Annotated in this window: 20 protein-coding genes; 4 read left to right on the top strand and 16 right to left on the bottom strand. The window is 40.8% G+C overall.

The features are described from left to right. Positions 1–116 precede the first annotated feature (116 nt). The 8 genes from BCU91_RS12155 to BCU91_RS12120 form a co-directional block, all read right to left on the bottom strand. Positions 117–923 (bottom strand): alpha/beta hydrolase, encoded by an 807-nt coding sequence (locus BCU91_RS12155; RefSeq protein ID WP_102437331.1) that lies wholly within the window; start codon positions 921–923, stop codon positions 117–119. 99 nt (positions 924–1022) lie between these two features. Next, positions 1023–1709 (bottom strand): M15 family metallopeptidase, encoded by a 687-nt coding sequence (locus BCU91_RS12150; protein WP_241904077.1) that lies wholly within the window; start codon positions 1707–1709, stop codon positions 1023–1025. Then, entirely contained in the window at positions 1703–2833 is a 1131-nt protein-coding gene (gene dapE, locus BCU91_RS12145; RefSeq protein ID WP_102437333.1) for a succinyl-diaminopimelate desuccinylase, read from the bottom strand. Before dapE ends, BCU91_RS12150 begins: the two co-directional genes overlap by 7 nt. Next, positions 2833–3183 (bottom strand): arsenate reductase, encoded by a 351-nt coding sequence (locus BCU91_RS12140; protein WP_102520235.1) that lies wholly within the window; start codon positions 3181–3183, stop codon positions 2833–2835. The genes dapE and BCU91_RS12140 overlap by 1 nt, the downstream gene beginning before the upstream one ends. 54 nt (positions 3184–3237) lie before the next feature. Continuing rightward, positions 3238–3747 carry a PTS glucose transporter subunit IIA gene (gene crr, locus BCU91_RS12135; protein ID WP_102437337.1) on the bottom strand — a complete coding sequence of 170 codons (510 nt, stop codon included), beginning with the start codon at positions 3745–3747 and terminating at the stop codon, positions 3238–3240. A gap of 74 nt (positions 3748–3821) precedes the next feature. Then, on the bottom strand, positions 3822–5516 hold the full coding sequence (gene ptsP / locus BCU91_RS12130) for a phosphoenolpyruvate--protein phosphotransferase (RefSeq protein WP_102531564.1): 1695 nt from the start codon (positions 5514–5516) through the stop codon (positions 3822–3824). 25 nt (positions 5517–5541) lie between these two features. After that, complete coding sequence (locus BCU91_RS12125; RefSeq protein ID WP_102437341.1) at positions 5542–5814, bottom strand: HPr family phosphocarrier protein; 273 nt, start codon at positions 5812–5814, stop codon at positions 5542–5544. Between the two features lie 102 nt (positions 5815–5916). Further along, positions 5917–7563, bottom strand: a complete 1647-nt coding sequence (locus BCU91_RS12120) for a methyl-accepting chemotaxis protein (protein WP_102531563.1) — start codon at positions 7561–7563, stop codon at positions 5917–5919. A gap of 290 nt (positions 7564–7853) precedes the next feature. Here BCU91_RS12120 and BCU91_RS12115 point away from each other — a divergent pair, with 290 nt between their 5' ends. From BCU91_RS12115 to BCU91_RS12100, 4 genes are all read left to right on the top strand, one after another. Beyond that, complete coding sequence (locus tag BCU91_RS12115; protein WP_102476631.1) at positions 7854–8552, top strand: DUF3334 family protein; 699 nt, start codon at positions 7854–7856, stop codon at positions 8550–8552. A gap of 88 nt (positions 8553–8640) precedes the next feature. Further along, positions 8641–9681: a LacI family DNA-binding transcriptional regulator gene (locus BCU91_RS12110; RefSeq protein WP_102531562.1), complete on the top strand. Its 1041-nt coding sequence runs from the start codon at positions 8641–8643 to the stop codon at positions 9679–9681. Between the two features lie 76 nt (positions 9682–9757). Continuing rightward, the gene (locus tag BCU91_RS12105; protein WP_241904076.1) at positions 9758–10732 is read left to right on the top strand and encodes a transporter; all 975 of its coding nucleotides are present in this window, start codon (positions 9758–9760) and stop codon (positions 10730–10732) included. A 26-nt stretch (positions 10733–10758) separates the two neighbouring features. Continuing rightward, positions 10759–11700 carry a DUF808 domain-containing protein gene (locus BCU91_RS12100; protein ID WP_102437348.1) on the top strand — a complete coding sequence of 314 codons (942 nt, stop codon included), beginning with the start codon at positions 10759–10761 and terminating at the stop codon, positions 11698–11700. A gap of 103 nt (positions 11701–11803) precedes the next feature. Here the strand turns inward: BCU91_RS12100 and BCU91_RS12095 are convergent, their stop codons facing one another. The 8 genes from BCU91_RS12095 to BCU91_RS12060 all read right to left on the bottom strand — a co-directional run bounded on the left by BCU91_RS12095 (position 11804) and on the right by BCU91_RS12060 (position 25917). Further along, a complete protein-coding gene (locus BCU91_RS12095; protein WP_102437350.1) occupies positions 11804–12157 on the bottom strand; it encodes a DUF805 domain-containing protein in 354 nt (117 codons plus the stop codon). A 173-nt stretch (positions 12158–12330) separates the two neighbouring features. Further along, positions 12331–14829: a glycoside hydrolase family 15 protein gene (locus tag BCU91_RS12090; protein WP_241904079.1), complete on the bottom strand. Its 2499-nt coding sequence runs from the start codon at positions 14827–14829 to the stop codon at positions 12331–12333. Between the two features lie 72 nt (positions 14830–14901). After that, positions 14902–16470: an MFS transporter gene (locus BCU91_RS12085; protein ID WP_102476635.1), complete on the bottom strand. Its 1569-nt coding sequence runs from the start codon at positions 16468–16470 to the stop codon at positions 14902–14904. Between the two features lie 496 nt (positions 16471–16966). Further along, on the bottom strand, positions 16967–19018 hold the full coding sequence (locus BCU91_RS12080; RefSeq protein WP_241904078.1) for a glycoside hydrolase family 97 protein: 2052 nt from the start codon (positions 19016–19018) through the stop codon (positions 16967–16969). Positions 19019–19578: 560 nt separating this feature from the next. Beyond that, complete coding sequence (locus BCU91_RS12075) at positions 19579–20010, bottom strand: hypothetical protein (protein WP_102476637.1); 432 nt, start codon at positions 20008–20010, stop codon at positions 19579–19581. 451 nt (positions 20011–20461) lie between these two features. Continuing rightward, positions 20462–22438: an alpha-amylase family protein gene (locus tag BCU91_RS12070; protein WP_102531558.1), complete on the bottom strand. Its 1977-nt coding sequence runs from the start codon at positions 22436–22438 to the stop codon at positions 20462–20464. Between the two features lie 76 nt (positions 22439–22514). Beyond that, a complete protein-coding gene (locus BCU91_RS12065) occupies positions 22515–24410 on the bottom strand; it encodes a glycoside hydrolase family 13 protein (RefSeq protein WP_102531557.1) in 1896 nt (631 codons plus the stop codon). Positions 24411–24429: 19 nt separating this feature from the next. Beyond that, a complete protein-coding gene (locus tag BCU91_RS12060; RefSeq protein ID WP_102531556.1) occupies positions 24430–25917 on the bottom strand; it encodes a tryptophan halogenase family protein in 1488 nt (495 codons plus the stop codon). Between the last annotated feature and the right edge of the window lie 32 nt (positions 25918–25949).

The raw sequence follows: 25949 nt of genomic DNA, 5'->3' as shown, positions 1-25949 counted from the left end.
TATCAGTATATTGCAATGTACTGTTTAATCTATATAAGGTGATGAAAATGCGTAATTATTATAACTTTTAATCAAGTCGTGCAGCTTATTAGCAGTAACATTAGTTGTTTTAGGCTTTATAAAAAAGCGTGTAAAAGCTGGTTGAATTCGTCTGCCTGTTCTTGATTACACATGTGACCAGCGTTACTGATCTGCAGCTGTTTACTGGCGCTAATACAGTCTTGCATTAAATAGGCTTCTAGCGGCGTTCGCAGTTTATTTTGTGAGCCAACGAGGATTAAACATGGCAGGGTGAATTGCTCTGCTAATTCTAAGCTGTCACGTTTATAAAATACTAACGGCGCAAACAAGGCAAGTTGTTCAATGCGTTGAGCTGATAACCCCATTAGCTGTTGGTTAAAGTTAGCCATTAATGTTTGAGAATCATCGGTTGCAGCAAAAAACTGGCTGCTTATCGTATCGGCGAGTGCTTCACTGCACTGTTTAGCTGCGCAAAGCTCATCAATCCATAATTGGTATTTGGCACTATTAACCTGTGGTTCAAAGCCAATAAAACTGTTGGCTAGGACCAATTTTGAAATCGTTTTAGGTTGGGCTAAGACCATTTCTGCTGCAATAGCGCCGCCGCAACCATTACCAATAACCATACACTGATCAATATTTAAATGGGCTAATAAGGATAAGCAATGCTGAGCGACAGTGACCAAAGATGTGGTGCCACTAGGTAGTGCACCTGATTGACCGTGAGCCCATAAATCAACCGCAATACAGCGATGAGATAGGCTAAATAATTCTATTTGCGGCTGCCATTGTTGACAATCACTGAGGAAGCCGTGGATAAACAAGATGACAGGACCTTGGCCTTGATCAATAAAATGTAGCGGTTGTTCATTAATAGCAAAGGTCTGGCTTTGATTAGGCATGAATGGTCTCAATAAAGGTTAACAATATAAAAATAATCTGCGGATACTATGATAAATTCATCAGATCTAGTGTTTGATACTGATTTAACCGGCTTAAAATCACTTCGGCGCATCTGCAATAAAATACACATAGCGGTCAACTAATTCATCGAGTCGATTTATCAGCGCTGATTTTAATGAGATATTAGAATTAGACAACAGTTGTTTGAGGCTTTTGCGATCGTATTGGGCTAAATAAAGGCTAGATTCAGGAAAATAGCTTAAATGCCAAGGTTCTGGACTCACGCCGCTGCGCCCGGCTTGATAAGGTAAATAAAACCCATATTGTTGAGCATGATGTTGCAACCATACTGAAAGGGCGCCGCAAGGGCCATCAATCAAGTATTCGTCACTAATTAATTTTAGTTGTTGCCGATTTATGTTATTGCCATCATAGACATCAATGTCAGTCCCCCAGTGATGGCGTGATGCGCCGGGTAGGGCAGACCAATTTAAAATCGTATCAACAAGTTGATCGTCAGTGAGGTTTTGACAATCCAATACTTGGTTGTTGAGGTCTAAAAGAATCCGTTTCCCTTGGGCTTTCGCGTTCCAAATTGCGGCTTGTTTAGCAAAATTGCGGTGAGCCGAACAAAGCTCAATGGCAATACCATCAAGGACTGCGTGTTGCTGCATTTGGCCAAATGCGTCAGCGGTTTTTTGAGTCAGTAAATGCCCTTGTACAGTGACAAGTTGTGATTCGTCCAGCCCATAAAGGGCTGGATTGCTGATATCAACATTTAGCACAAAAGCTTTTCCAATATAGACTCATAGCATAGGGCTAAGACTTCTAAATCTGAGACTTTCACGCATTCATTGACCTTATGAATGGTCGCATTTACCGGACCTAACTCGATAACCTGTGCGCCTGTTGGTGCAATAAAGCGTCCATCAGAGGTGCCACCTGTTGTTTGAGGATCGGTTTCATAACCAGTGACTTCTAAAATCGCGGCTTTAGTGGCTTCAAGCAAGGGTCCGCCGCCGGTTAGAAAAGGCAGGCCGTTAAACACCCAGTCAATTTCATAATTTAATCCATGGGCATCTAAGATGTTGAGCACGCGTTTAATTAGTTCCTCAGCAGTGACTTCTGTTGAATACCTGAAGTTAAACATCACCTCTAGTTCACCTGGAATGACATTGGACGCACCCGTACCACCATTAATATTGGCTATTTGAAAGCTGGTTGGTGGAAAGAACTCATTGCCATTATCCCAATGCATTTGCGCAAGCTCAGCTAATGCGGGTGAGGCTTTATGGATTGGGTTATCTGCAAGGTGCGGGTAGGCAACATGGCCTTGAATGCCATGAACGGTAAGATTACCGGTTAAGCTGCCTCGACGGCCATTTTTTACAATATCACCTAACTTATGGGTCGATGAAGGCTCGCCAACCAATGACCAGGTGATTTTTTCATTGCGAGCTTCAAGGGTATCAATAACGCGAGTGGTGCCATTGATAAATGGGCCTTCTTCGTCACTGGTGATTAAAAATGCAATAGAGCCTTTATGATCGGGATGCTTAGCCACAAAACGTTCGGTAGCAATAGTCATCGCTGCCAGTGAACCTTTCATATCTGCGGCGCCGCGGCCATGAATATAGTCATCTATGACCGTAGGTTCAAAAGGCGGGGTGTGCCATTTATTTAAATCGCCCGCGGGCACAACATCAGTGTGACCAGCAAAACAAAAAACAGGCGCTTCGGTGCCCCGTCTTGCCCACATATTTGTGGTGTCTTCAAATACCATAGGTTCAATGTTAAACCCAGCAGCTTCAAGGCGCTCAGCCATTAAGGTTTGACAACCTTCATCTAATGGAGTCACAGAAGGGCGTGAGATTAACTCTTTGGTTAATGCTAATACGTCTTGAGTCATTAGTTAAACCACGCTTGATAATCGGAAGCTTTAAAGCCAATAAGGATCTTATTATTTTGAATAAGGACGGGACGCTTAATCAAGGTTGGGTGTTCAACCATCAAGCTGATGGCCTTTTGTTTATCTATGCCGTCTTTTTGGGCATCAGTTAAGGCGCGAAAACTGGTGCTGCGTTTATTGAATAATAATTCCCAGTCGGTTAATTCAGTCCACTGAGTAATGGTTTTGGCATCGATACCTTGTTCTCTAAAATCGTGAAAGCTAAAAGGTTGGTTTTCTGCTTCTAACCACTTACGGGCTTTACGTACGGTATCGCAATTCTTTATTCCGAAAATAACACTACTACTCATTTTTGTTTGATTTCCCAGTATGGTGGTGTGATAGTCATTATGTTGCTGCTAACGTTATAATTCAACGGTAAATATTACGTCTTTCCCAGCAATTACTGCGCCTTGGGCTTTATCTAAATATTGCACATCTTCCATGTTAGCGAGCACTACAGGGGTTAACAGGCTTTCAACTTGATCGGTTAGATAGTCTAAATCAAATTCTAAAATGGGTTCGCCAACTTTAACTTGTTGGCCTTCTTCTGCGAGTCGTTTAAAGCCATTACCGCGCAATTCGACCGTGCCGACCCCAAAATGCACAAATAGCTCGAGTCCTTGGTGTGACTCTATACTGAATGCGTGGTTTGTTTCAAAAATTTTACCTATGGTGCCGTCAATCGGCGCTAGGATGAATTTTCCTGTTGGGTTAATTGCAAGACCATCGCCGACAATTTTTTCGGCAAAAACTACATCCGGTACTTTCTCGATATCAACTAGCTCGCCAGAAATTGGCGCGTAGACTTTGATCCCACCAGTTAAGGTCGGTTGCCCTGATATTAATCTGCGTATACGGCTTAAAAATCCCATTACATGCAGCCTCTTTTATTATGATTATTTCGATGTTTAAAATAGTTAACGATAACACATCGCTATCGCTGTTATTAATTTAACAATTCGTTGAGCTGGTTAATATGACTTAAGGTTAATGCTTGCTCAGCTTGTTGAGTAAACTGGGCGTAATTGCCGTTACAAATAGTGGCTTTTACATCCAATAAACTGGCACTGTTAACGCTTAACTCATCAATGCCTAAACCCACCAGTAGGCTAATGAGTTTGGGTTCGCTGGCCAATTCTCCGCATAAGCAGACTTTGGTTTGATGCGCTTTACACTCATCAACCGCCATTTTGATAAATTTGATCATTGCAGGTGATACGGGGGGATAATCCTTAACCAGCTCAGGGTTACCTCGATCTGCAGCAAGGGTGTATTGGGTTAAATCATTACTACCAATACTGATAAAGTCTAACTTAGGCAATAGGTGGGGTAAATTTAATATTGCAGCAGGTGTTTCAACCATGATGCCGATATTAATCTCACCAAAGCCTTTTTCCTCTTCAATTAATTGCTGCTTACACCAGTCTATGATTTCAAATGCTTGCTCTAATTCTTCTATTTGATTGACCATAGGAAATAATAGCCGAACTCGGCCATGATTAGCGGCCCGTAACACTGCTTTAATTTGAGTACTAAATAGCGATTTATGTTGCAAACTGTAGCGGATCCCGCGTACGCCAAGTGCCGGATTGTCTTCATAATCTTGACTTAGGCAGGGGATTTCTTTATCTGCACCAATATCGAAGGTACGTATGGTCAGCACCTTTCCATTTAAGCTGTGCAGCGCATCGCAGTATAAATGAAACTGTTGTTTTTCATCAGGTACTCTATCCACTTGCATGAGTAAAAACTCTGTGCGGAATAAACCGATCCCCGCTGCGCCCGCATCTTGTATTTGGCTAACATCATTTAAACTACTGACATTAGCGAGTAAGCACACAGGATGGCCATCTTGGGTGATACTGTCTTGGTCCACATACTGTTTTAGTGCTTGGCGTCGTTGAGTTTCTTGTGCTGATTTAAGCTGAAGTTGCTGGGTAATTGATTCAGTGGGATTAATGTGTAATTCACCACTAATGCCATCTAAAATAAGTGGGCTACCATCATTTATATTGCAATTGTCAAACTGACAACTTAGCAGTGCTGGAATACCGGCCGCCTTGGCTAAAATAGCAGTATGGCTGGTAAGCCCACCTGTTTTGAGCACTATGCCTTTAATTTTATTGAGTGGAATAGTGGCAAATTCAGCAGGGGTGAGGTCTTCAGCCAGCAAAATGGCATTTTCAGTTAACTTTGAAACATCCCACAGCAAGGTACCATTTACGGCAGCCATCAACCTTTTGCCTAAGCAAATAACATCATTACTGCGATTAGCCATATAAGGGTCGTCTAGCTGAGCCAGTTCATCAGCATGTTGAGCAAATACCCGCTCAATGGAAACTTCGGCTGAAAAACGAAAGCGGGTGATATACTTTTTTAGTTCTAAGGCCAAATCATCATCTTGTAATAACATGATGTCAGCATCTATCAGGCTAAAGTGTTCGCTGTCTACGGCAAGGTGTTGCTGGCAATCAGTTAAATATTGACTTAGGAAGATAATCGCCTTGGTGGCTTTTTCACATTCTTGTGGGATTTGTGCGACAGGCAATAATCTGTAGTCCACCTTTGAGTGGTGCAGATTAATATGAATAGCTTTACCAAATGCTATTCCTGGTGACACTACAATACCTGATACCGCCATATGACTTCCTGTAAATTTTATCCTACTAACTTAAGGTGATGAGTAATTCAGACACTGTCTCAACGGCTTCTTCTGCTTTATCACCTACGGCAAAGACCTTAACTGATTGACCTAAATATAATCCTAAGGTTTGTAATTTAAACAAACTTTTGGCACTGGCCTGTTTACCATTACATTCGACAATGACATCACAGTCAAAGGTTTTTGCCGCTTTTACTAATAAAGCTGCAGGTCGCGTATGAATGCCATGGGGAGCGATAATGGTAACGGTTTTTTCATAATAGATTCTATCGGACATTGAAGTTACGTTCTTAGCATTAATAATACAAATGATAATAACGCAAACCCGCTAGTGTAAGTAGCGGGTTTACGTATTTTTTAGGCTTTAAATTAAAAAAAATTATGTTTTAAACTGACTCAAGGTCTGAGTCACATGTTGGCTGATGTGCTGTAATGACTGCGCGGCTTGGCTATTAGTTTCATTGGATTTAACCGCTACCTCAGTGAGATCTGAAATCGTGGTGATATTACGGCTAATTTCGGCGGTTACATGTGACTGCTCTTCGGTAGCACTGGCAAGTTGCGTGTTCATATCACTGATACTGGCAATCACGGTTAAGATTTCAGTCATGGCTTGTTGCGATTGTATTGCTTTAGTTTGTAATTGCTCAGATTGCAACTGGGTTTCAGTATTACTTGTTATGACATGTTCAACGCCATTGTGGATCTGAGAAATAATTTTATTAATTTCATTGGTAGAGGCTTGGGTACGGGTGGCAAGGGCGCGAACTTCATCGGCAACTACAGCAAAACCGCGACCATTTTCACCGGCCCGCGCAGCTTCAATTGCAGCGTTTAATGCTAATAAATTGGTTTGATCTGCAATGGCGCCAATGGTGTCTAAAATGCTGCTGATTTCAACTGAAGATTTACCTAAATCATGAGTAACGCTTTCAGCATTTTTAAGTTCATTCACCAGTATTTGGGTTTCATGCACTGTTTGCTGCATAAACTGCTGAGACTGCTGCGCTTGTTGTTTAACGTTGTTGGCACCATCTGCAGCTTGATAGGTGTTTTTCGCCATATCATTGGTGGTGGCTAACATTTGGTTAACAGCAGTGGCAACACTTTGGGTTTCGCGGTGTATTAGCTCCGCGCTTTGGTTGGATTCTTCCACGGCCACCAATAGCTGCTGAGCATCGGTATTAAGCTCAGTACCTAAGGGTTTTAAATTTGCCACCATAGTTGAAATTTTTTCGACGAATGCATTAAAGGCATCGGCCATTTTCGCCACTTCGTCATTACCACTGTTGTTTAAGCGCTTAGATAAATCACCTTCACCTTTTGCGATATCTTCCATGGCAGCAATGGCTGCATTAATAGGTGAAGTGATTGATACATTAAGCAGTAAAAAGAAGCCAAAAATTGGGATGGAGATTATCAACATAATAATTAAGTAATTAATAATCACACTGCCCATACTCTCATTTACATCGGCGGCGCTTGCTTGAGCGATAATGGTCCAGCCCCATTGAGGATAAAAATGCGCTTCAGCCAAAATTGTTGTAACTTTACTCGAATATCCTTCACTGCCTTGATAATCCAAATGGGCAGTTGTGTTGGTTTTAGCTTCAGTGATTAACTCAACAAAGGGCAGGCTGCCATCAGCTGCAATAAATGACTCTGCGCTGCGGCCCAAATTTGACTCGTTAGCTGGAAAACTGATTACGCTGCCTTCTTGGTTGAATACAATATAGGCATCATCTGTCAGGTAGCGGATATCATTGATAATTGAGAGTGCTTGCTCGGCTAATCTTTGATGATCATTAGTGTTATTATCAACTGTTAGCTTGTTGGCGCTCAGTGCATCAAGCATCGATACCGCCGTGGAAACTTGTGCATCAAGTTGTAGATGTTTTTGCTTTAATAAATTGTTGTACTGCTCATTAATCGAGAAGCTGGCAAAAATGACAGTACCAACAGCTGCTAGGCCTAGCATTATAAAAAGGCGTTTTAAAATTGTTAATTGCCGTAAAAAGGAAATCATTTTTGACCTTATGTATTTAGGTAAATATTTATGAGTAAAACATTGTCATAAATTGTTATATAAATAACAATTTATGTGGTTTTTTGTGAGCTAATAACGGTTTCGTACAAAATGATACATTTTTAGGTGGGGAAAGGTTTAATTATATTGATCTAAACCATTAAAAATATTTGCTTATATTGAGCATTTGTTGGTGCGGGTATTTATTTTTGCTAATAAAATGTTTTAGCTTTGATTTGTTCAGTGATAAGCCTAAAATGAAGCAATTTTAAAACAAGGCAAACATTGTTATGAATTCTCTGCAAGTCGTTACTACTGATGATATTTTACTCAAGTTATGTCACTCAGTAACCCATGTCCTCTCAAGCACCAGCGACAGTCAAGTGACTCATGCCGGTATGGTGCAAAACATCACTCGCACCTGTTTAAAACCTGATCTTGGCTGTTTTTCTATATTTGATGGTGGTTTTTCTGGCTTAGTGGTGATCAATTTTACCAAAGAAGCGGCTATAGAAATTTACCGTCGCTACATGCTTAACATGGGCATGCCTGAATCTGAACTAGCCATTTCACATACATCTGATGATGTTGCCAATGTGATGGGCGAATTAATGAATCAAATTTTGGGTAATTTCATTAAAACCATTTCTAAGGAATTACAAACCTCTATCAGTCAAAGCCAGCCTAAAATGTTGACTATCAATAAAGAGCTGACTATATCAATCGATACCAATTTAGATGAGGCCGTATCTCGAAGAGTTACCTTTAGAACGGCAGATAATCATATCTTTTATCTTGAATTTGCCATGGATAAAACGGAGTTTATTAAACTTAAAGAGTTTGCCATGGATGAAGATATAGACCCTGATGCTTTAATTGAAAGCCATGGCAATCGTGTTAACAAGCAGGCAGGTTATTTGGCAGCAACAAGTGCTGCAGTTGCTGTTACAAATGAAGCTGATGATCTGTTAAGTGAATTAGGTTTATAAAAGTAATTAAACGGTGATTGTTAATGTCATTTTAGGTATAAACAATAACAGAGTACCTAAAAAACTATAATAAAGGCGTGATGCGAATATGACATCTAAAGCTACTTCAATTGATATTGCTTACAAAGCAGGTGTATCTCAATCGACTGTTTCTCGTGCGCTGAGAAATAGTCCCTTAGTCAATCTTGAAACAAGGCAACGTATTCAAGCTATTGCGAAAGAACTTAACTATAAAGTGGATAAAAACGCCAGTAATTTACGTACTCAAAATAGTTACACGCTGGCATTATTGATTTGTGAAGATCCCACTAACGATGAATCGTTAATCAATCCATTTTTCTTATCGATGCTAGGCTCTATAACCCGTGCTACGGCGCAGCAAGGTTATGATTTGCTGGTATCTTTTCAGCAGCTTTCTAGCGACTGGCATGCCGATTATGAAGACAGTAATAAAGCCGATGGCATTATTTTATTAGGTTATGGCGATTATGTGGATTATGGGCACAAACTACAAAAGCTGCTGGAGCAAAATACCCATTTTGTCATTTGGGGCGCAGAGCCTAACCACAAAGAAGTGTTATCAATTGGCTGTGACAACCAGCAAGGTGGGGTGATAGCCACAGAGCATATTATCTCGTTAAATAAACAAAACATTGCCTTTTTGGGTGATGCATCTGAGCATAGCCCAGAATTTAGAGACCGTTATCTAGGCCATGTTGATGCATTAAAAAAAGTAGGCATTAAAGCCAATAAAAATATTCAGTTTGATGCCATTAGCACTGAAAGCTCAGGTTTTGATGCGGCCATTAATTTATTGGATAGTGGCCATCCATTTGACGCTATTTTTGCCGCCAGTGATTTAATTGCAATTGGTGCGATACGCGCTTTAAAGCAACGGTGTGTGAGGGTACCTGAAGATATTGTTGTGGTTGGCTATGATGATATACCAGTGGCGAGTTTTGCTAATCCGGCGCTGACGACGGTTAGGCAAAATACTAAATTAGCCGGCGAGATCCTGGTAGAAAGTCTGCTAAAACTCATTCGAGGGAAAGAAGTGGCGCCGCAACTTATTCCGACTAATTTAGTGGTGCGTCAATCATGTGGTACTGTAGAGCAAGATCAAAGCTAATCAGATAAATAGTGACGGATTCACACTTGACCAGCTATTATTTCATAGCTGGTTTGAAATTATTATGGATAATAATGTGACATTTAAAGGTGTATTTTTGCTGGTCATTGAGACTCGACACTACTGGCGCCAGTTATTTTACTGGCCATTAAGCTGGCTATTGCTCATCCTCTTACTCATCGTACTGCTACTATTTCCACTATCAATTAAAGCCCAAGACCTTGAACCGAGAAGTTACACCAATATTCCTATTGGCATGCACTTTGTTGCCCTTGGATATTTACACTCTGAAGGGGCATTATCGCCATCTCCTTCAGTTCCTCTCAAAGATGCCCAGCTCACACTTGATGCCGCGGTAGTGGGTTATGCCACAAGCTTTGCTATTGCGGGCCGTTCATCAAAACTAGACGTTTCTGCTTCACGAGTTTGTATGAAAGGCAGTGCAAATTACTTGGGCGAATTTGTAGAAGCTGATCGTTGTGGTTATGGTGATCCTAATGTACGGCTAACATGGAACTTTTACGGCGCTCCAGCCGTTGAAAAAAAAGACTTTGGGCAATATCGTGAAGGACTCGTAATGGGGACAAGCTTACAGCTGAGTATTCCTGTTGGTTCTTATGATGAAACCAAACTGATTAATGCTGGTGCCAACCAATGGGTATTTAGACCGGGCATTGGTATGTCTTATAAAGTAGGCGATTGGTATTACAGTGCCATGGGCTCTGTTCGTTTTTATAGCGATAATGATGAGTTTTATAATCAGGTTTTACTTTCAAAAGACCCCCAATATACGTTGCAAGGTCATATTATTTACAGTATTGCTCGTGGCCAATGGTTGTCGTTAAGCGGCAATTATTTTGTTGGTGGTGAAACGGATAAAAATGGTATTGATGCGAATGATAGTCAGGATAATTCGCGTTTTGGATTGACTTACTCATTGGCTTTAAATCAGCAACACAGTATTAAAGTGTATGCCAGTACCGGTGTTATTACCCGTATAGGCAATGATTTTGATACCTTTGGACTTGTTTGGCAATATGCTTTTAACTGATTAGTAGAAACGACAAGGATGCCATTATGGCGGGTGCAAGCTTATTAGTTTTACTCGATGACATTGCAACAATATTAGATGATGTCGCCGCGATGAGTAAAGTCGCGGCAAGAAAAACCGCAGGGGTATTGGGTGATGATTTAGCGCTTAATGCGCAACAAGTGTCTGGTGTTGCATCAGAGCGTGAGTTACCCGTGGTATGGGCGGTAGCCAAAGGCTCTTTTAGAAACAAATTAATTCTAGTCCCGGCCGCTTTACTCATCAGCGCTTTTATTCCTTGGGCAATAACCCCTTTACTGATGTTTGGCGGCATCTTTTTATGCTATGAAGGCTTTGAAAAGGTGCATCATAGTTATGTACATCGTAAAGATAAAAAAGTGTCCGTGGCAGATGAACAAATTGTTGAAAAATCAAAACAAGATTTGGCCGCATTTGAACAGAAGAAGGTTCAAGGTGCTATTAGAACTGACTTTGTCCTGTCTGCTGAAATTATAGCGATAAGCCTTGGTGTTGTTTCTCAAAGTAGTTTAATGAGTCAGTTTTTAACCTTAAGTGTAATAGCAATAATTATGACTGTAGGGGTGTATGGCTTAGTGGCTGGCATAGTAAAAATTGATGATCTAGGCCTTTACCTTACCCAAAGAAAAGGTGAGGGCACATTAGTAAAAATATGGCACAAAATCGGTTTTTGGCTACTTGCAGCAGCGCCATATCTAATGAAGGGCTTAACCATTATTGGCACCATTGCGATGTTTATGGTGGGTGGCGGCATTTTAACCCATGGGATTCATATCGTAAGTGAACAAATTAGCCATATCGCTGTATTGGCGGGAGAGTTAGCTTATGTTGGCGTGATACTACAAACTATTACGCCAAGCTTGTTAAACGCATTATTTGGACTCATTGCTGGTGGTGTCACTTTGCTGTTAATAAATGCAGGCTTAAAATTAAAACAGCAATTGAGTTAGTTTCAGGAGTCTGATTTTTGTTTGGGCAAATAAAAAAGCATATTGAAATTCAATATGCTTTTTTTTACTAACTTAGCTTTGTAATCATACTCGTTGTTCGATATTAGGCGTCAGTGTTAACCGCTTTAGGATTGGCGCCATAATCATTGTCTTCCTTACTATCTAAGCAGAAGAAAACAATAAGAGCGATAATACCAACTAGTGGAATTAAACCAATTAATAACCACCAACCAGTTCGATCTGTATCATGAAGACGTCTTACAGAAACAGCAATTCCTGGTATTAAAACAGCGATAGAATATAGTGAATATATAAAAACCGTGCCTAGAGCTTGATCCGCTAACATCAACACGATGCAGAAAATTAAATTAATTAGACCAAACATCCAATACTCTTTGCGTCTTGCTCGTCCTGAAAAATCAAAATATTGTTTTAAAACCTTAATATACCAATCCATGGGTTGTTCCTTAACCTTGTTTGTTTATTGTTTGGTTTGCAACAATTTGTTGCGAGAATAGTATTAACTACTTTAGTCAGACATACCAACAATTAAGCACGTTTTTTGGCCTAAGTGCATAAAAAAGCCGCAAATTTTATTTGCGGCTTTTGAATGTATGTAAACCTTTGCGGTTATTTAGCCAGTTTGTCAGCCACGATAGGGTAATAGTCCCATACGGCTTTATCTGTCATAGAGCGAACCAGTTTCACGTATTCTGCGTGTGTCCATGCAAGTGGTGTCGCTGAGTTGGTGCCATCGCCCATGGCGTAGTTATAACGCGTCGGGTTACCCACACCGTCCCAAGCTTGTTCTGGTAACATCATGCCTTCATTGGCAAAGGTTTCCATACCTTGAACATAGGTGTTTATAAGCGCTTGATGGCTTTCAGTTGTCAGAGTGTCATTGGCTTTAGCTAACGCCAGTTCATAATGACCACGCTCACCGGTAAAGAAAGGCCATACGCGGCCACGTTGGTCTTCAGTGTTGCCTTTTTCGGCATAACTTAAACCCGTAGTGATATCTTCGCCATAACCATCATTTCCATAGCGTCTAAAGCCAGGAATTAAACTGCCATCTTTGGCTTTAAATTCGTACTTAACTCTTAGGTTGTGCTCAAGGCTTGTGTTATCAATTAGCATAACGCTGTTTTGAATCACACTGTCATTAGCGACTTTTACGCCGTAACGTACTAACTCTAAAAAACCGCCATCAAGAATGACTCTTTGATCAAGACCCGGTTTGCCATTGTTATCTAATAACTTGTCGGCATTGTTTGGGTTACCATTTGGGCTAATACGAACATAATAAGGTTTATTGTCCTGACTTAGTTCACCCGTTGTTGTCACCATGGTTGATTCAAGACTGGCTTCTAGCTTACGCGCGAGTTGTAAGTATTTATCAGCGTCTTCATCTTTGGCAAGTTTGGCTAAATCACTGGCTGCTACCAGCCCTGCAATCACAGCGGCAGTGGTAGAAGGTGAGAAGCCCGCTTGTTCTTCCCAGCGTTCTTGTTGGGTGCTAGGAGGCGTAATACTGGTGTCATTCCAATCTAGTTTTACATTGCCGCCAGTAACTAAGAACTCTGCCGCAGGTTTAAGCATGTCGGTATACCATTGACTGATTTCAGCATCAGTTAATACGCCCGCTTGCCATAATTTCCAACCGAGCATTATTGGCATTGCTGTTTGATCAAGCTGAACACCAACCCATTCAATTTCACCATCAACATGGGTTTTTTGTAAGAACCACCCTGGAGTGCCGACATATTCAGGTGTTTGTTGGCTGACTTGTACTTTCTTTAAATACTCAAAAGCCACTTTTGGGGTTTGTGTGTCACCCATGGCTAAAAAGGCCATAGCGCATTGATAAAAATCACGCGGCCATACCGCTTTATAACCGGTGCTACCCACCTTTGCAGAAACACTGTCACCCCAAGGGTTAGACAGTGAAGCGATTAGTGCGCCTGCGTGGGTTTTATCTTCTTGGGCTTTTAACACTAGTGCACTGGTATACAGCAATTGACCGTTATCAGTGGTATTAACACTCATGTCGTTTAATACCGGTAACGAACTTAAATAGTCTTTCCAGCCGACATGTTTGTCATCGCCAAGATAAGCACTTAATACCTTGTCATAGCCGCTAGTCAATGTGGCATCGACATTGGCTAAACTGCTTTGCTTATCATGACCAAAGCCGATAGCAATATTCATTTCTAGGGTATTGTTATCTGCTGATTTGCTTAAGGTTGGATATTGAGCAGTAAGCGCAACATTGCCAATAACACTGTTATCACTGCTGGTGCTGTTATAGAGGTTATTGAGCTGACCGTTGTCTTTTAGATCAACTAATCCATCAGATTTACCGACAAAACCGGCACTGGCTTGAGTAAATTCTACATCAGATTTGATGGTCATTACTGATGAGTCAGCATTATTGGTGTATGCCACTAACGCGCCATTTTCAATACTGGCGATATCATTGGCGCCACTATTATCTACATGTGGATTGGCATATAAGTGTGGGGTAATACCATCAGCAAAAGCGGTAAAGATAACTTTCATCATCATGCTGTCACGGTTTGGATCGGTAAAGATATGCTTTTCAATTTGGTACTGACCATTTTTAGCTTTATTGATCACTTTATAGGCTAATGATAATGGGCGGCCTTGTTCATCTTGATGTAAATATTCGATGCTACTGATGGTGTCTTCTTTTTCAGTATCAACAAAGCCATCACCAGTAATGATGAACTGCATTTCTTTTAACTGCGCATTGTGGATCAAGCCATACATGGTTTCTGTTAGCACACCTTGGGCTATGGAAAACCAGACTTTGCTGACTGGGTTGTCTGCTGTGCTTTGGTATTGACCGTTTACATAAGGCTCATAAGAGGTGCCAATACCAGTCTTACCAGAAAATGCCCAGGTTGGATCGATACCCGGAGCGCCGGGGGCGACTTGCTTAATGGTGGTGATCTCAGCCGCTGTTTCAATGGTTTGTTCTGGTGCTACTTCAGCGTCAGAGCAGGCTGATAATGCCAGTAATGAACCCGTTACAACAGCAGTATTGATCGCCTTAGCGACAAATGACTTTTTAAAACAAATTGTTTGTGAGTTATTAATGTTTAACATTGCGTTCATGAATAACGTTCCCCAAATATTTTTAAATAATTTTTATAACTTAATGAGTTTTTGATTTTCTGTTTAAGCTTGTGAGCTGGGTTGATCGACAAATAACACCGCAATACCGGCAATAATCATAAATACCCCACCAGTGATTAGCGCAAAAATGGGTTCACCATCGAATAAGCCATTTAAAATAACACCTAAAACACTTGCTGCAAGTAACTGTGGAATAACAATAAAGAAGTTAAAAATACCCATAAATACACCCATCTTTTTAGGCGGTAATATGCCTGATAGCATGGCATAAGGTACGGATAAGATAGAGGCCCAAGCGATGCCGACACCAATCATTGGGATCCATAACATTTGTGGGTCTTTAATAAAGTAAAAGCTAATCAGCCCTAATCCACCGAGTGTTAAGTTGATGGTGTGAGTAAATTTAATCCCTACGGCTTTAGCTAAAAAAGGAATCATCACAGCAGCAAGGGCGGCAAAGCCATTGTATGAAGCGAATAACATCCCGACCCAGTCAGCGCCGTCGTTATAAGCTTGTGAAACAACATCAGAGCTGCCGTAATGATAAGAGGTCACCGCTGAGGTGGTATAAATCCACATGGCGAAGAGTGCAAACCATGAGAAAAATTGTACTATAGCTAGTTGATGCATGGCTTTAGGCATATGAAATAAGTCATCAACGACGTTAAATACCATACCTAAAGAGTCACGTTTTTTACCCTTGACCCCAGCAAGTACCTTAGCGCAATAAAGCTGTAATGGGCCAAAAGCAAAGATGCCAATACTAAGAATAAATAACTGTTTGTCCCAACCGAGTCCATAAACTAACCCAGTAAATATCGCACCAATAGTCATCCAAACCAGTGCTGCTGTTTTATATTGCGTAGCGGTGCGGCTGCGAGTTTCATCAATACGGTCTTCTTGCTTAGCGGTTTGTTCATGTGCATGGAAGGCACTGATTTCTTCTGGCGAATATTCTTTAGAGCTAACAATCGTCCAGCCGACAGCTAAGAATAATACTGCGCCACCAAAGTAGAAGGCATAACGAACTGAGTCGGCAATCTCCCCAGCAGGTGCTGTGTTTGCAACATCAAAGTAATTGGTAAGAATATAAGGCAGTGCAGAGGCAACAACCGCGCCAATGCCGATGAAGAAGCTTTGCATCGCATAGCCTTGAGTGCGTTGACTCTTAGGTAAGTTATCGCCGACAAAAGCACGAAATGGCTCCATAGCGATGTTGATTGATGCATCCATAATCCACAACATACCGGCAGCAATCCACAGAGTAGGAGAGTGCGGCATGACAAATAACGCCAGCGTGGTACAAATTGCGCCAATTAAAAAATACGGGCGACGACGGCCAAGCCCGTTCCAGGTGTTGTCACTTAAATAACCGATAATTGGTTGGACTATGAGTCCAGTCAGCGGAGCAGCTATCCAAAGAATAGGAATTTCGTCAATTTCAGCACCTAGCGTTTGGAAAATACGGCTGACATTGGCATTTTGCAGTGCAAAACCGAATTGGATCCCCAAAAAACCAAAGCACATATTAAAGATTTGCCAAAAGTTGAGTTCTGGCTGCTGACGCTGCTGAGTATTTGTCGATGTTTGACTAATCGTATCGGTAGACATGTATCTTCCTTTTTATAGGTCGTTCAACTTCATGGCTGAACTCTTATTATCACGTTTGCTAATGTACTAGGTAAAAAAATGGCGAATACACATCTCCCTAAGACGGGTATTCGCCAAAGACCTGGTTTGCACTTCAAAAAGGCTGAAGTAAAAAAAGGCACTTAAAACCTGACACAATCCGATGAAGGTGATGCGCCAGTAACGACCTAGCCCATTTCATCCACACAAGCAGAGGAGAAATTTAGCAGGTTTCATATTAGCCTTGTGTCGGATTTAGGCACAACCAATTACATACGTATTCATCATTTATGCACAACGAAAGCTGATCATATTTGTAACAGGAAGGGGGTAAATAGCGCATTAACCGATATTTGGTAGGTCAATGTAAATGAACAAAAACCTGATGGCAATGAACACAAAAAGTGAACATTGCAATACATCAGGTTTTATTGGGGTAAAATTGTTGTGTTTTGTCTTTAAAGCGCTTTAAAAGGCTTTAATTTAAGGCTTTAAAACGAATCGCAGTACCACCACTTTTTGCTAATACCAGTGACAGATTGTCTTTCGAAGTCACTTTTGTCGTTTCAATGACGTAATCATATGGGTTGGTTTCCCAGTTCGCTTTATCGCCATCACGATATATTTGTGCTTCATATTGTTGGTTATTATCTAAAAATGATAATACAACATCAAAACTGCGGGCTTGTTCATCAGTGAGTGCGCCAAGGTACCAATCATCAGAGTGACGGTCTTTACGCGCAAAGGCAACAAAATCACCGACTTCACCAGCAACCGCAATACTCTCACTCCAATCAGTGGGAACGTCTTGAATAAACTGAAAGGCGTCAAGGCGTTCAACATAATTACGTGGTAAATCCGCCGCCATTTGAATTGGACTATAAAGCACTACATACAAAGCGAGTTGCTTAGTTAATGTTGTTTGCACCCGATTAACCGCATCTAAGCCTTCTGGTGCGAGATTAAATATCCCTGGAGTGAAATCCATTGGCCCTGACAGCATACGAGTAAAAGGTAAAATCGCTGTATGTTCTGGGTTATTGGGCGGAGTTCCCCAAGCGTTAAATTCTTGGCCGCGGGCGCCTTCTCGGGCAATCCAGTTTGGATAGGTGCGGCGCAGACCAGTATCTTTAACGGGTTCGTGAGTATTAATACTAATGCCACGCTTTGCGGCTTCGGTAATACTGTGCAGGTATTCATTCACCATAAACTGGCCATCATGCCATTCATGGCGGGTAATACCGTTTTCATCAACACGCTTGATGACACCCCCATCTGCCACATAACCCGTTTTGATTTGAGTTACGCCATGCTTTTTATATAAATCATAAGCATCACTCATTTGATTACGGTAATTCGTTACAGAACCTGAGGTTTCATGGTGACCAATTAAGCGCACGTTTTGTTTAGCGCCATATTCACTGACAGCATCAATATCAAAATCATCATATGGCTTGGTAAAGCTAAACACATCGCCATTATGGAACCAACTGCCATCCCAGCCGACATTCCAGCCTTCAACTAATACGCCGTCAAAGCCGTACTTAGCAGCAAAGTCCATGTAACGTTTGGTTTCGCTGGTCGTTGCGCCATGTTTATCACCTGAACCCCAAGTATTTTCATTAAGATGCATTCCCCACCAAATCCCAACATACTTACCTGGTTCAACCCACGACACATCACCGAGCTTGTTAGGTTCGTTTAAGTTAAGGATTAAATCTGAATTGAGTAAACCAGTGGCTTTTTCGGCAATTTGAATGGTTCGCCATGGGGTAGTAAATCCAGGTTTAGTTTTGACTAAGATGCCATCAGACCATGGGGTTAAGTCGGCTTTTAAGGTGCCATCACGGCGTTGATCTAATACCATAGCGGCATAATCTGTTAGCGCCGCTTCGTGAATACTTAAATGAGTGCCTGAAGCGAGTTTATAAGTGAAGGGGGTATGAGCACGGTCGACTTTGTTTACCGTGGTGGTGTTATATAAGTATTCGTATCGATTCCAGCCGCGCCCCGGTATCCACCAAGCAGTCGCATTATGGGCATCAGGAATTGAAAACTCAGTTAGTTCATTGGTAATGTTTAAGGCGGATTTTGAGGCAAGGCCTTTTTGTGTTGGCACTTGATATCTAAAGCCTAAACCATCATCAAATACTTTAAATTCTACGATAAAATTGTAATTGCCGTTACTAAAGCTGGTGGTAAGTTTGTTGTGATGATCTTCAATCCATTCACGTTCGCCCCAAGGTTGTTGCCAGCGCGATTGATTGCTGTCAGTGGCAGATTTACTGATCTTAAAACCACTGCCAAATTCTCCCAAAGACTCAAAAACCAAACCTATTCGAGATGCGTTTACTACCTGTTCGCCGTTAAAGGTGACGCTATATTCCGGTCTATCAGCATCATCAGATAAGCTGACGGTAATATTGTTATCTGGTGACGTTATTGAAACAGTTTTAGCACTGACATCGCTAGTGGTAGCTGCTACTGACAAGCCAATAATTATTGATAAGGCCGTAAGCTTAAAACTCATGTTCTGATGAGTGTGTTTTTGACATTGAACTGAACGCTGAAGGCAGTTTGCGGCTGTGGCTATGAGCATGAAGGCTCCATATTGTTGTTATTATTTAATTCTTACATACTAGAGCGCTTGAGCCTTTAGCGGCAATTTATTGCATACGTATTCAAAGGGTGTAGCTCAAAGATGTTTTGAAAGCTTAATTAGGGGCGAGAGGTTAATTCAATTACATAAAATGAGGTTTCATATTATGTAATTATTAAATGTGGATATATAGAAGTGTTATTTGTAATAAATGAAATTACATTGCAATAATTGTAGCTTAAGACTTAAGATGGTTTTTATAAAGATGACTTTATGTTTTTGTTGTAAAGTTTTAAAGTATATTCAAGTTGTGATCATTGTTAATTTCGATTGATGACGCTGTATAAGTCTAAGGTTTTGTTTTGTTTTGAGTTCAATTAAATAAAAAGACATTCGTTTGTTTTTATGATTTGAATTAATTGATGTTTTTAAGACTGTATCAAAACATTTATCAATAAAACCTCAAGGTGAATATTAAGTTAAAAAATAAATTAATTGTGAATATTTTGGTTTGTATGCCGTATTTTTTTAGTCAAGTTATGTGATAATTGAATAACTGCTTCGGCATGGTTTATTAACTGTTGGTCATGGGCTAAATCAACATGGACTGCAAAATCTCTTGCAAGATCTATGATGGCGGATTCCTCTGTAACCAAAGTTTCACCAGTTAAGTTTTTATTAATCAGTATACTAAACCCATTGAAGAATACTGTTAATAAATCTTTTTCAGTCAGTTGTTTAGGGATCACATCAAGTCTTCTATAGTCATGTATGACCATGACTGATAATTTATTGCAGATTGACTCAATTGACTTAGCTGAATTGGATGATTGCAACCAAACTGGCTGTGATTTAAGTGTAACTTCTATTGCGCGACTGAGCTCTGTTGCTCGCCACCTATCTTTAAAGTTCATCAAAAACATTATCAGGCCTTTTAGTTATAAAATTTAAATCCTATTGTGGATGTGTTCAACTAAATTCATAAAAGGGCTACATAGTTTAGATTATATAGCTTGAAAGTTTAATTGAACCTTTAATAAATATTATAACCTGAAATGATGGTGGGGCATAAGCTAAAATGGGTAAAGCATCAAATAGCTTTTGATAAGTTAAAGATATGCTGGTTATGTATAATATTCTCGATTAAGTATTTTAGTTTTTTGTTGTTTATAATTATTCGAAACGATTTAAGTACTAGGGTTACCATTATCTATAACAAAACACCTTAATTTAAATGACGTTTATCCATGGTAAGAATTGCTTTTAACTGACTATTTGAGTAACTAGCCTAAAAACCTGCAATAAGTCTTTTTTATTGCAGGTTTCTTTTATTTGACCGTTACAATGAGCTCGGCTCTTCCGAGCAGGTGTTGATTACCAGTTAATAACTAACACTTGAGATTCTAGTGGTTGCAGATTAATCGCTATGCTAGCTTGTTGCTTTACCACATTCATAGGATGATTTTCGTTAGCACCAATGGTCAGCAAGTTTTCTATTTGATAGCTACCATCCTTGATTTGGGCTTCAGTGATTAATGCCTCTGGGAGGTGTAAGTTGATACTCGCAGCTTGGCTGTCGCTAAAATTAGTGACTACCAGCATAAACTGCTCGTCGTTATAACGGCTAAAGGCAAAGGTATTATCGTTATAGCCTTGTTGATTGGTTTTTTGGCTAACAGCACGGTTAAAAGTATCAAGCTCAAAGTACTCGCCTTGCAGGGCTGGCGCCGTGTGACTTAAGTTAACCAAGGTTTGATAATATTTGCGCAGTGCTTTTTCAGCATCCGTTGATTGACCGCCATCAAATTTGCCGTTATTCATCCAACGTTGATGGGCCGGTACGCCAACGTAATCAAAAATACTGGTACGGCTGGCTTGGCCAAAACCGGCATCTTGCTCGGCTTTTTCACCGACATCTTGACCGAAATAAAGCAAGGTCGGTGAGCGGCTAATGGTGGTCGACACCACCATCGCAGGCAAGGCGGCTTCGGCGCTGCCAGCAAAGTCGCCAGTATTAATTCGCTGCTCATCATGATTTTCTAAAAAGTTGAGCATGTGCTGCTCAATATCTGCAATTTTTGCTTGATCGGCTGCAATCTCAGCCGTCGACTTTTTACCATGGATAATATCTTTTAATGTGTCGTATAAATCGACTTTATCGTACAGATAATCCATCTTTCCTAAATGAATATAATCACGGTAAAGGCTTGGGTTATACACTTCAGCAAGTAAAAAAGCATTTGGGTTTAGGTGTTTGATATTACTGTTGAGATAACTCCAAAATTCAACTGGCACCATTTCGGCCATATCGTACCTGAAGCCATCAACGCCTTTTGCTAGCCAGAATTCGGTGATGTGTTTAAATTTAACCCAAGAATCAGGGATATCGCTCAGTGGTTGAGTCTGCCAAAATTGGTAATGCTGCGCAGAAGACATCTGGGCATATTCACTTGGCAGAGTAGGGAAGTCGTAGCTGCCATCAGGCTTAACGCCATAGTTAACCTTAACGGTTTCATACCAATCATTGGCGTCTGGCTTGGCTAAACGTGAGCCATTACCGGTCCATTTAGCTGGTGTTTCAATAAACTGACCGTCAGCGAGGGGATGAGACTCACCGCTTAAGGGCTGATAGTTATCTTTGGCATCGGGAACAGAGAAACTCTCACCGACAATATAATAGAAGTTATTGTTTTTATCGTATTCAACAGCGGTATTGTCTTGCTCACCAAAGTTGCGATTAGCTGGAAGCGGCGAATTTTGTGGGGCAGATTGATATTGGCGAGCCACATGGTTAGGCACGATATCGATAATCACCTGCATGCCGTTTTGATGAGTACGTGATATAAGCGCTTCAAATTCAGCTAATCTGTTAGCCGGGTCATTAGCTAAGTCAGGGTTAACGTTATAGTAATCTTTTACCGCATAAGGTGAGCCAGCGCGGCCCTTTACCACATCTGGGTCGTCATTACTGATCCCAATGTCAGTGTAATTATTGATCAATGCGTGATGGGGTACGCCGGTATACCAGACATGGGTTGTCCCTAATGACTTAATGTCTTGCAGGGCTATATCGGTAAAGTCACTAAACTTGCCGACACCGTTGTCTTGTATAGTGCCCCAAGGCTTATTGGTAGTGTTGGTATTACCATAAAGACGGGTAAAAACCTGATAAACCACCGGCTTACCGGTTAAAGGTTGTGCAGCAGCACTTAGCTGCTCCGTACCGCTCTGTTTAACCGTCTCATTAATACTGGCTTTATCTGTGGCGCAACCAGCAATAACCATACTGACTCCCGTTAATACCAGGCCCAATTTTATCGGTAAACTTACGCTGAATTTTTGTAAATACATATGCTTCTCGTGGCAGATTTATATTATTTAACTAAAGGAGATTAACAAGCTGTAGTTATGATCTAGAGTTTAACCGTTATTTGATTAACTTAAGAATAATGACACCTTTTTCTTTTAATGTGAGCGGCTTAGTTAATGAATACGTTTGTTGTGTGATGATATCTTTAGCCACAGTATGTTGTTTAATCACTGGTGCGAAACGGCTTAAATCAAGCTGGTATTCTTGCTGATTTTTATTGTAAATAATCAATAAACTCTCTTTGTTGCCTGCTTGATTATATTCACGGGCTTGCAGGTAAACACCCTCTTTAGGAGCAAAGTGTTTAAGGCTGCCTTGTTGTATCGCTAATGAGTTTTTACGATAGTTTAAAAGCGCGCGATTAAAGGCAAGCGCATCTTGTTGTTGGGCGGACAAAGACGATGGCTTGAATACACTGAGTTTATCTTCAGCAAATCCGCCGGGTAAGTCACTGCGAACTAAACCGTCATTACGATCTTTTGTCGGACTTTGCATCAAAACTTCGGTACCGTAGAAAATTTGCGGAATGCGGTTACTGGTTAACACATAGGCCATGGCCATTTTATACAGGGCTAGGTCATTGTTCATCAGACTGTATAAACGGTTAGTGTCATGGTTACCTTCAAATAACACTAAATCAGTAGGCTTGGCATAAACCACATCATTGGCGAGCGTTTCATATAGATTAATAAGTCCGCTACCCCAACTTTCTTCATCAGTTAAGCTTTTAATGAGCACCTCATAAAGTGGAAAGTCCATCATGCTCGGGGTATGTGAGACATAGCCATCAGCATTGTGTTTACCCGCCTGCCAGTAGCTTACTGTAATGGGGTTATCGCTCCATTCCTCACCAACAATATTAAAGTTGGGATATTCATCCATTATGGCTTTTGACCAGGTGGTTAAAAAGCCTTTATCAGCATAAGAGTAGGTGTCTTCGCGAATACCGCTAAGCCCGGCATATTCTACCCACCAAATACTGTTTTGAATAAGGTAATTTGCCATAAATTCATCATTTTGATTCATGTCTGGCATGGTGTCGGTAAACCAGCCATTTTCGAATTCTGCAGTATCAGATGGCATAGCGTATGGATCTTGAACTGTGGTTCTGCGATGGCTGGTATACATGATGTCTTGAGGGTTTTGTTGCCATTTTTGTTGGCCATTTATCCAAGTTGAAGTTGGAAAATCAGCCATCCAGCGATGCCCCGAACCCATATGGTTAACAATCACATCTTTAATAATACCAATACCAAACTGCTTCGCTTCTTCTACTAAGGATTTGTATTCTTCGTTGCTACCAAAACGTGGGTCAATTTTATAAAAATTAGTGGTGGAGTAACCATGGTATGAATACTGGGCTTGGTTATTTTCAAGCAGCGGGTTTATCCATAACTGTGTGATACCTAGATCTTTGAAGTAGGGTAGTGACTTACGAATACCGAGAATATCACCACCATGTCGGCCATCTTTATCGTCACGATTGGCTGTTTCTAACATGTCTGGGCGATTATCGTTGTCAGGATTACCATTTACAAAACGATCAGGAGTGATGAGGTAAATAACATCTTTATTAGAAAACCCTTCACGCTGGCGTGAATCTGCCGCTCGGGCCTGAATAGGGTAGTCAAGGGTTTGAACTAGCAGATCATTATCAAACAAACCTATTTTAATGGTTTGCGGCTTAGCATCCGTTAAGTCTAAATCGATAAAAAGATGATTGTTACTTGCTGACTGATGAACCGTTTTAAGTGCCACATTGGCAGATTTAACAAGTTTGACCTCGTAGGAACTAATATCTTCGCCATAGACTAATAACTGCAATTGGCTGTTTTGCATGCCTGCCCACCACGATTGTGGTTCAACGGTGACATTATTGATTTCAGCAGCGATTGCGCTAGTCATTAATAAATGAACCAACAAGGCTAGCGGAGCAAGTTTTCTAATAGTCATAAGTTTACCTTTGATGAAATTACAATTTATCAATAAATTGTTGATGAGACGGCATAGCGATGACAGCTCTATTGATGATTTGCTTAATATTGCCCAGATAATCATGTAAGTCTGCATCACTTACACTGTTAGCTAACGGGTTATAGTCTTTAGGCATAATGCCTTGGCCGAGCATTACCTGTATCCAAGCGGCTTCTGTAAACAATTCATCTTGGTAGCGACTGACAGTGCCAGTGGCTTTAAATAGTTCAATTTTTTGTTTAAGGCTCTCAGGTATGGCCATATCACGGCATTGCTGCCATAAATCATGGTGTGAGTCTTTTTGATTCAGGTGATAGTGCAAAATAATGAAGTCACGAATTTGTTCAAACTCAAGTTTTGATTGGCAGTTAAACTCATCAACATTAGCTTGCTGAATGCCATTGTGGGGGAACAGTTTAGACAGACGTATGATGGCTGATTGAACTAAATGTAAGCTGGTGGACTCAAGTGGCTCTAAAAAGCCGCTTGATAAACCAATGGCAACACAGTTTTTATGCCACTGCTTTTCACGGCGTCCGGTTTTAAAATTGATTTTTCTGGGCTCTGCCAGTGGTTTTCCATCGAGGTTTTCAAGCAATAACGCTTTGGCTTGCTCATCGGATAAATATTGACTGCAATAAACTAAGCCATTACCAGTACGGTGTTGCAACGGAATACGCCACTGCCAACCGGCATCATGGGCGATAGAGCGAGTATAAGGAGCCAATACTTCAGTTCGTTCACAAGGCACTGCATAAGCGCTGTCGCAGGGGAGCCAATGCTGCCAGTTTTCATAACCGACATCTAATTGCTTTTCAATGAGCAAGGCAGCAAAGCCTGAGCAGTCGATAAAAAAGTCAGCGCTAATTATCTGGCCATCTTTTAATGAGACAGATTCAATGCTGCCGTCATTGGCAAGAGTTGCGGAGGTGATTAAGCCTTCGATACGTTTAACTGACAGCTTTTCACTGTAGTCACGTAATAGCTTAGCGTAGAGGCTTGCATCAAAGTGATAAGCGTGGGTAATACCTGCTAAGGGCGAGCCTTGAACGCGATCCATTATGGAGAATTTATTATTTTTAGCTGCTTGGTAATTTAATGAAAAATCCCAGAAATGATTAATATCAGTGGGTTTGGATTTGTTCCAGTAATGATGGAACTGGGTAAAGCCAATATCTTTACCTACATTGCCAAAGGCATGCATGTAGCTTTGTTGGTTGTTGCCCCAATTTTCAAACTCAATGCCGAGTTTAAAAGTTGCTTGGGTTTGTTTGATAAAATCTGCTTCTTTAATGCCTAATACATTATTAAATATTTGCAGTGGAGGAATAGTAGCTTCACCGACACCAATGGTGCCGATATCTTCAGACTCGATTAAGGTGATATTGAGCTGATGTTTAAACAACTTCACTAACATGGCGGCGGTCATCCAGCCTGAAGTGCCTCCGCCTACAATTACAATGTCTTTTATTTTGTTGTTATTCATAGTAATCGCCTTATTAAATAATGGTTTGATAT

Source organism: Shewanella sp. 10N.286.52.B9 (genome assembly GCF_002873635.1).
Lineage (GTDB): Bacteria > Pseudomonadota > Gammaproteobacteria > Enterobacterales > Shewanellaceae > Shewanella.
The sequence above is the reverse complement of the archived record's forward strand: the minus strand, read 5'-3'. Positions and strand labels throughout refer to the sequence as shown.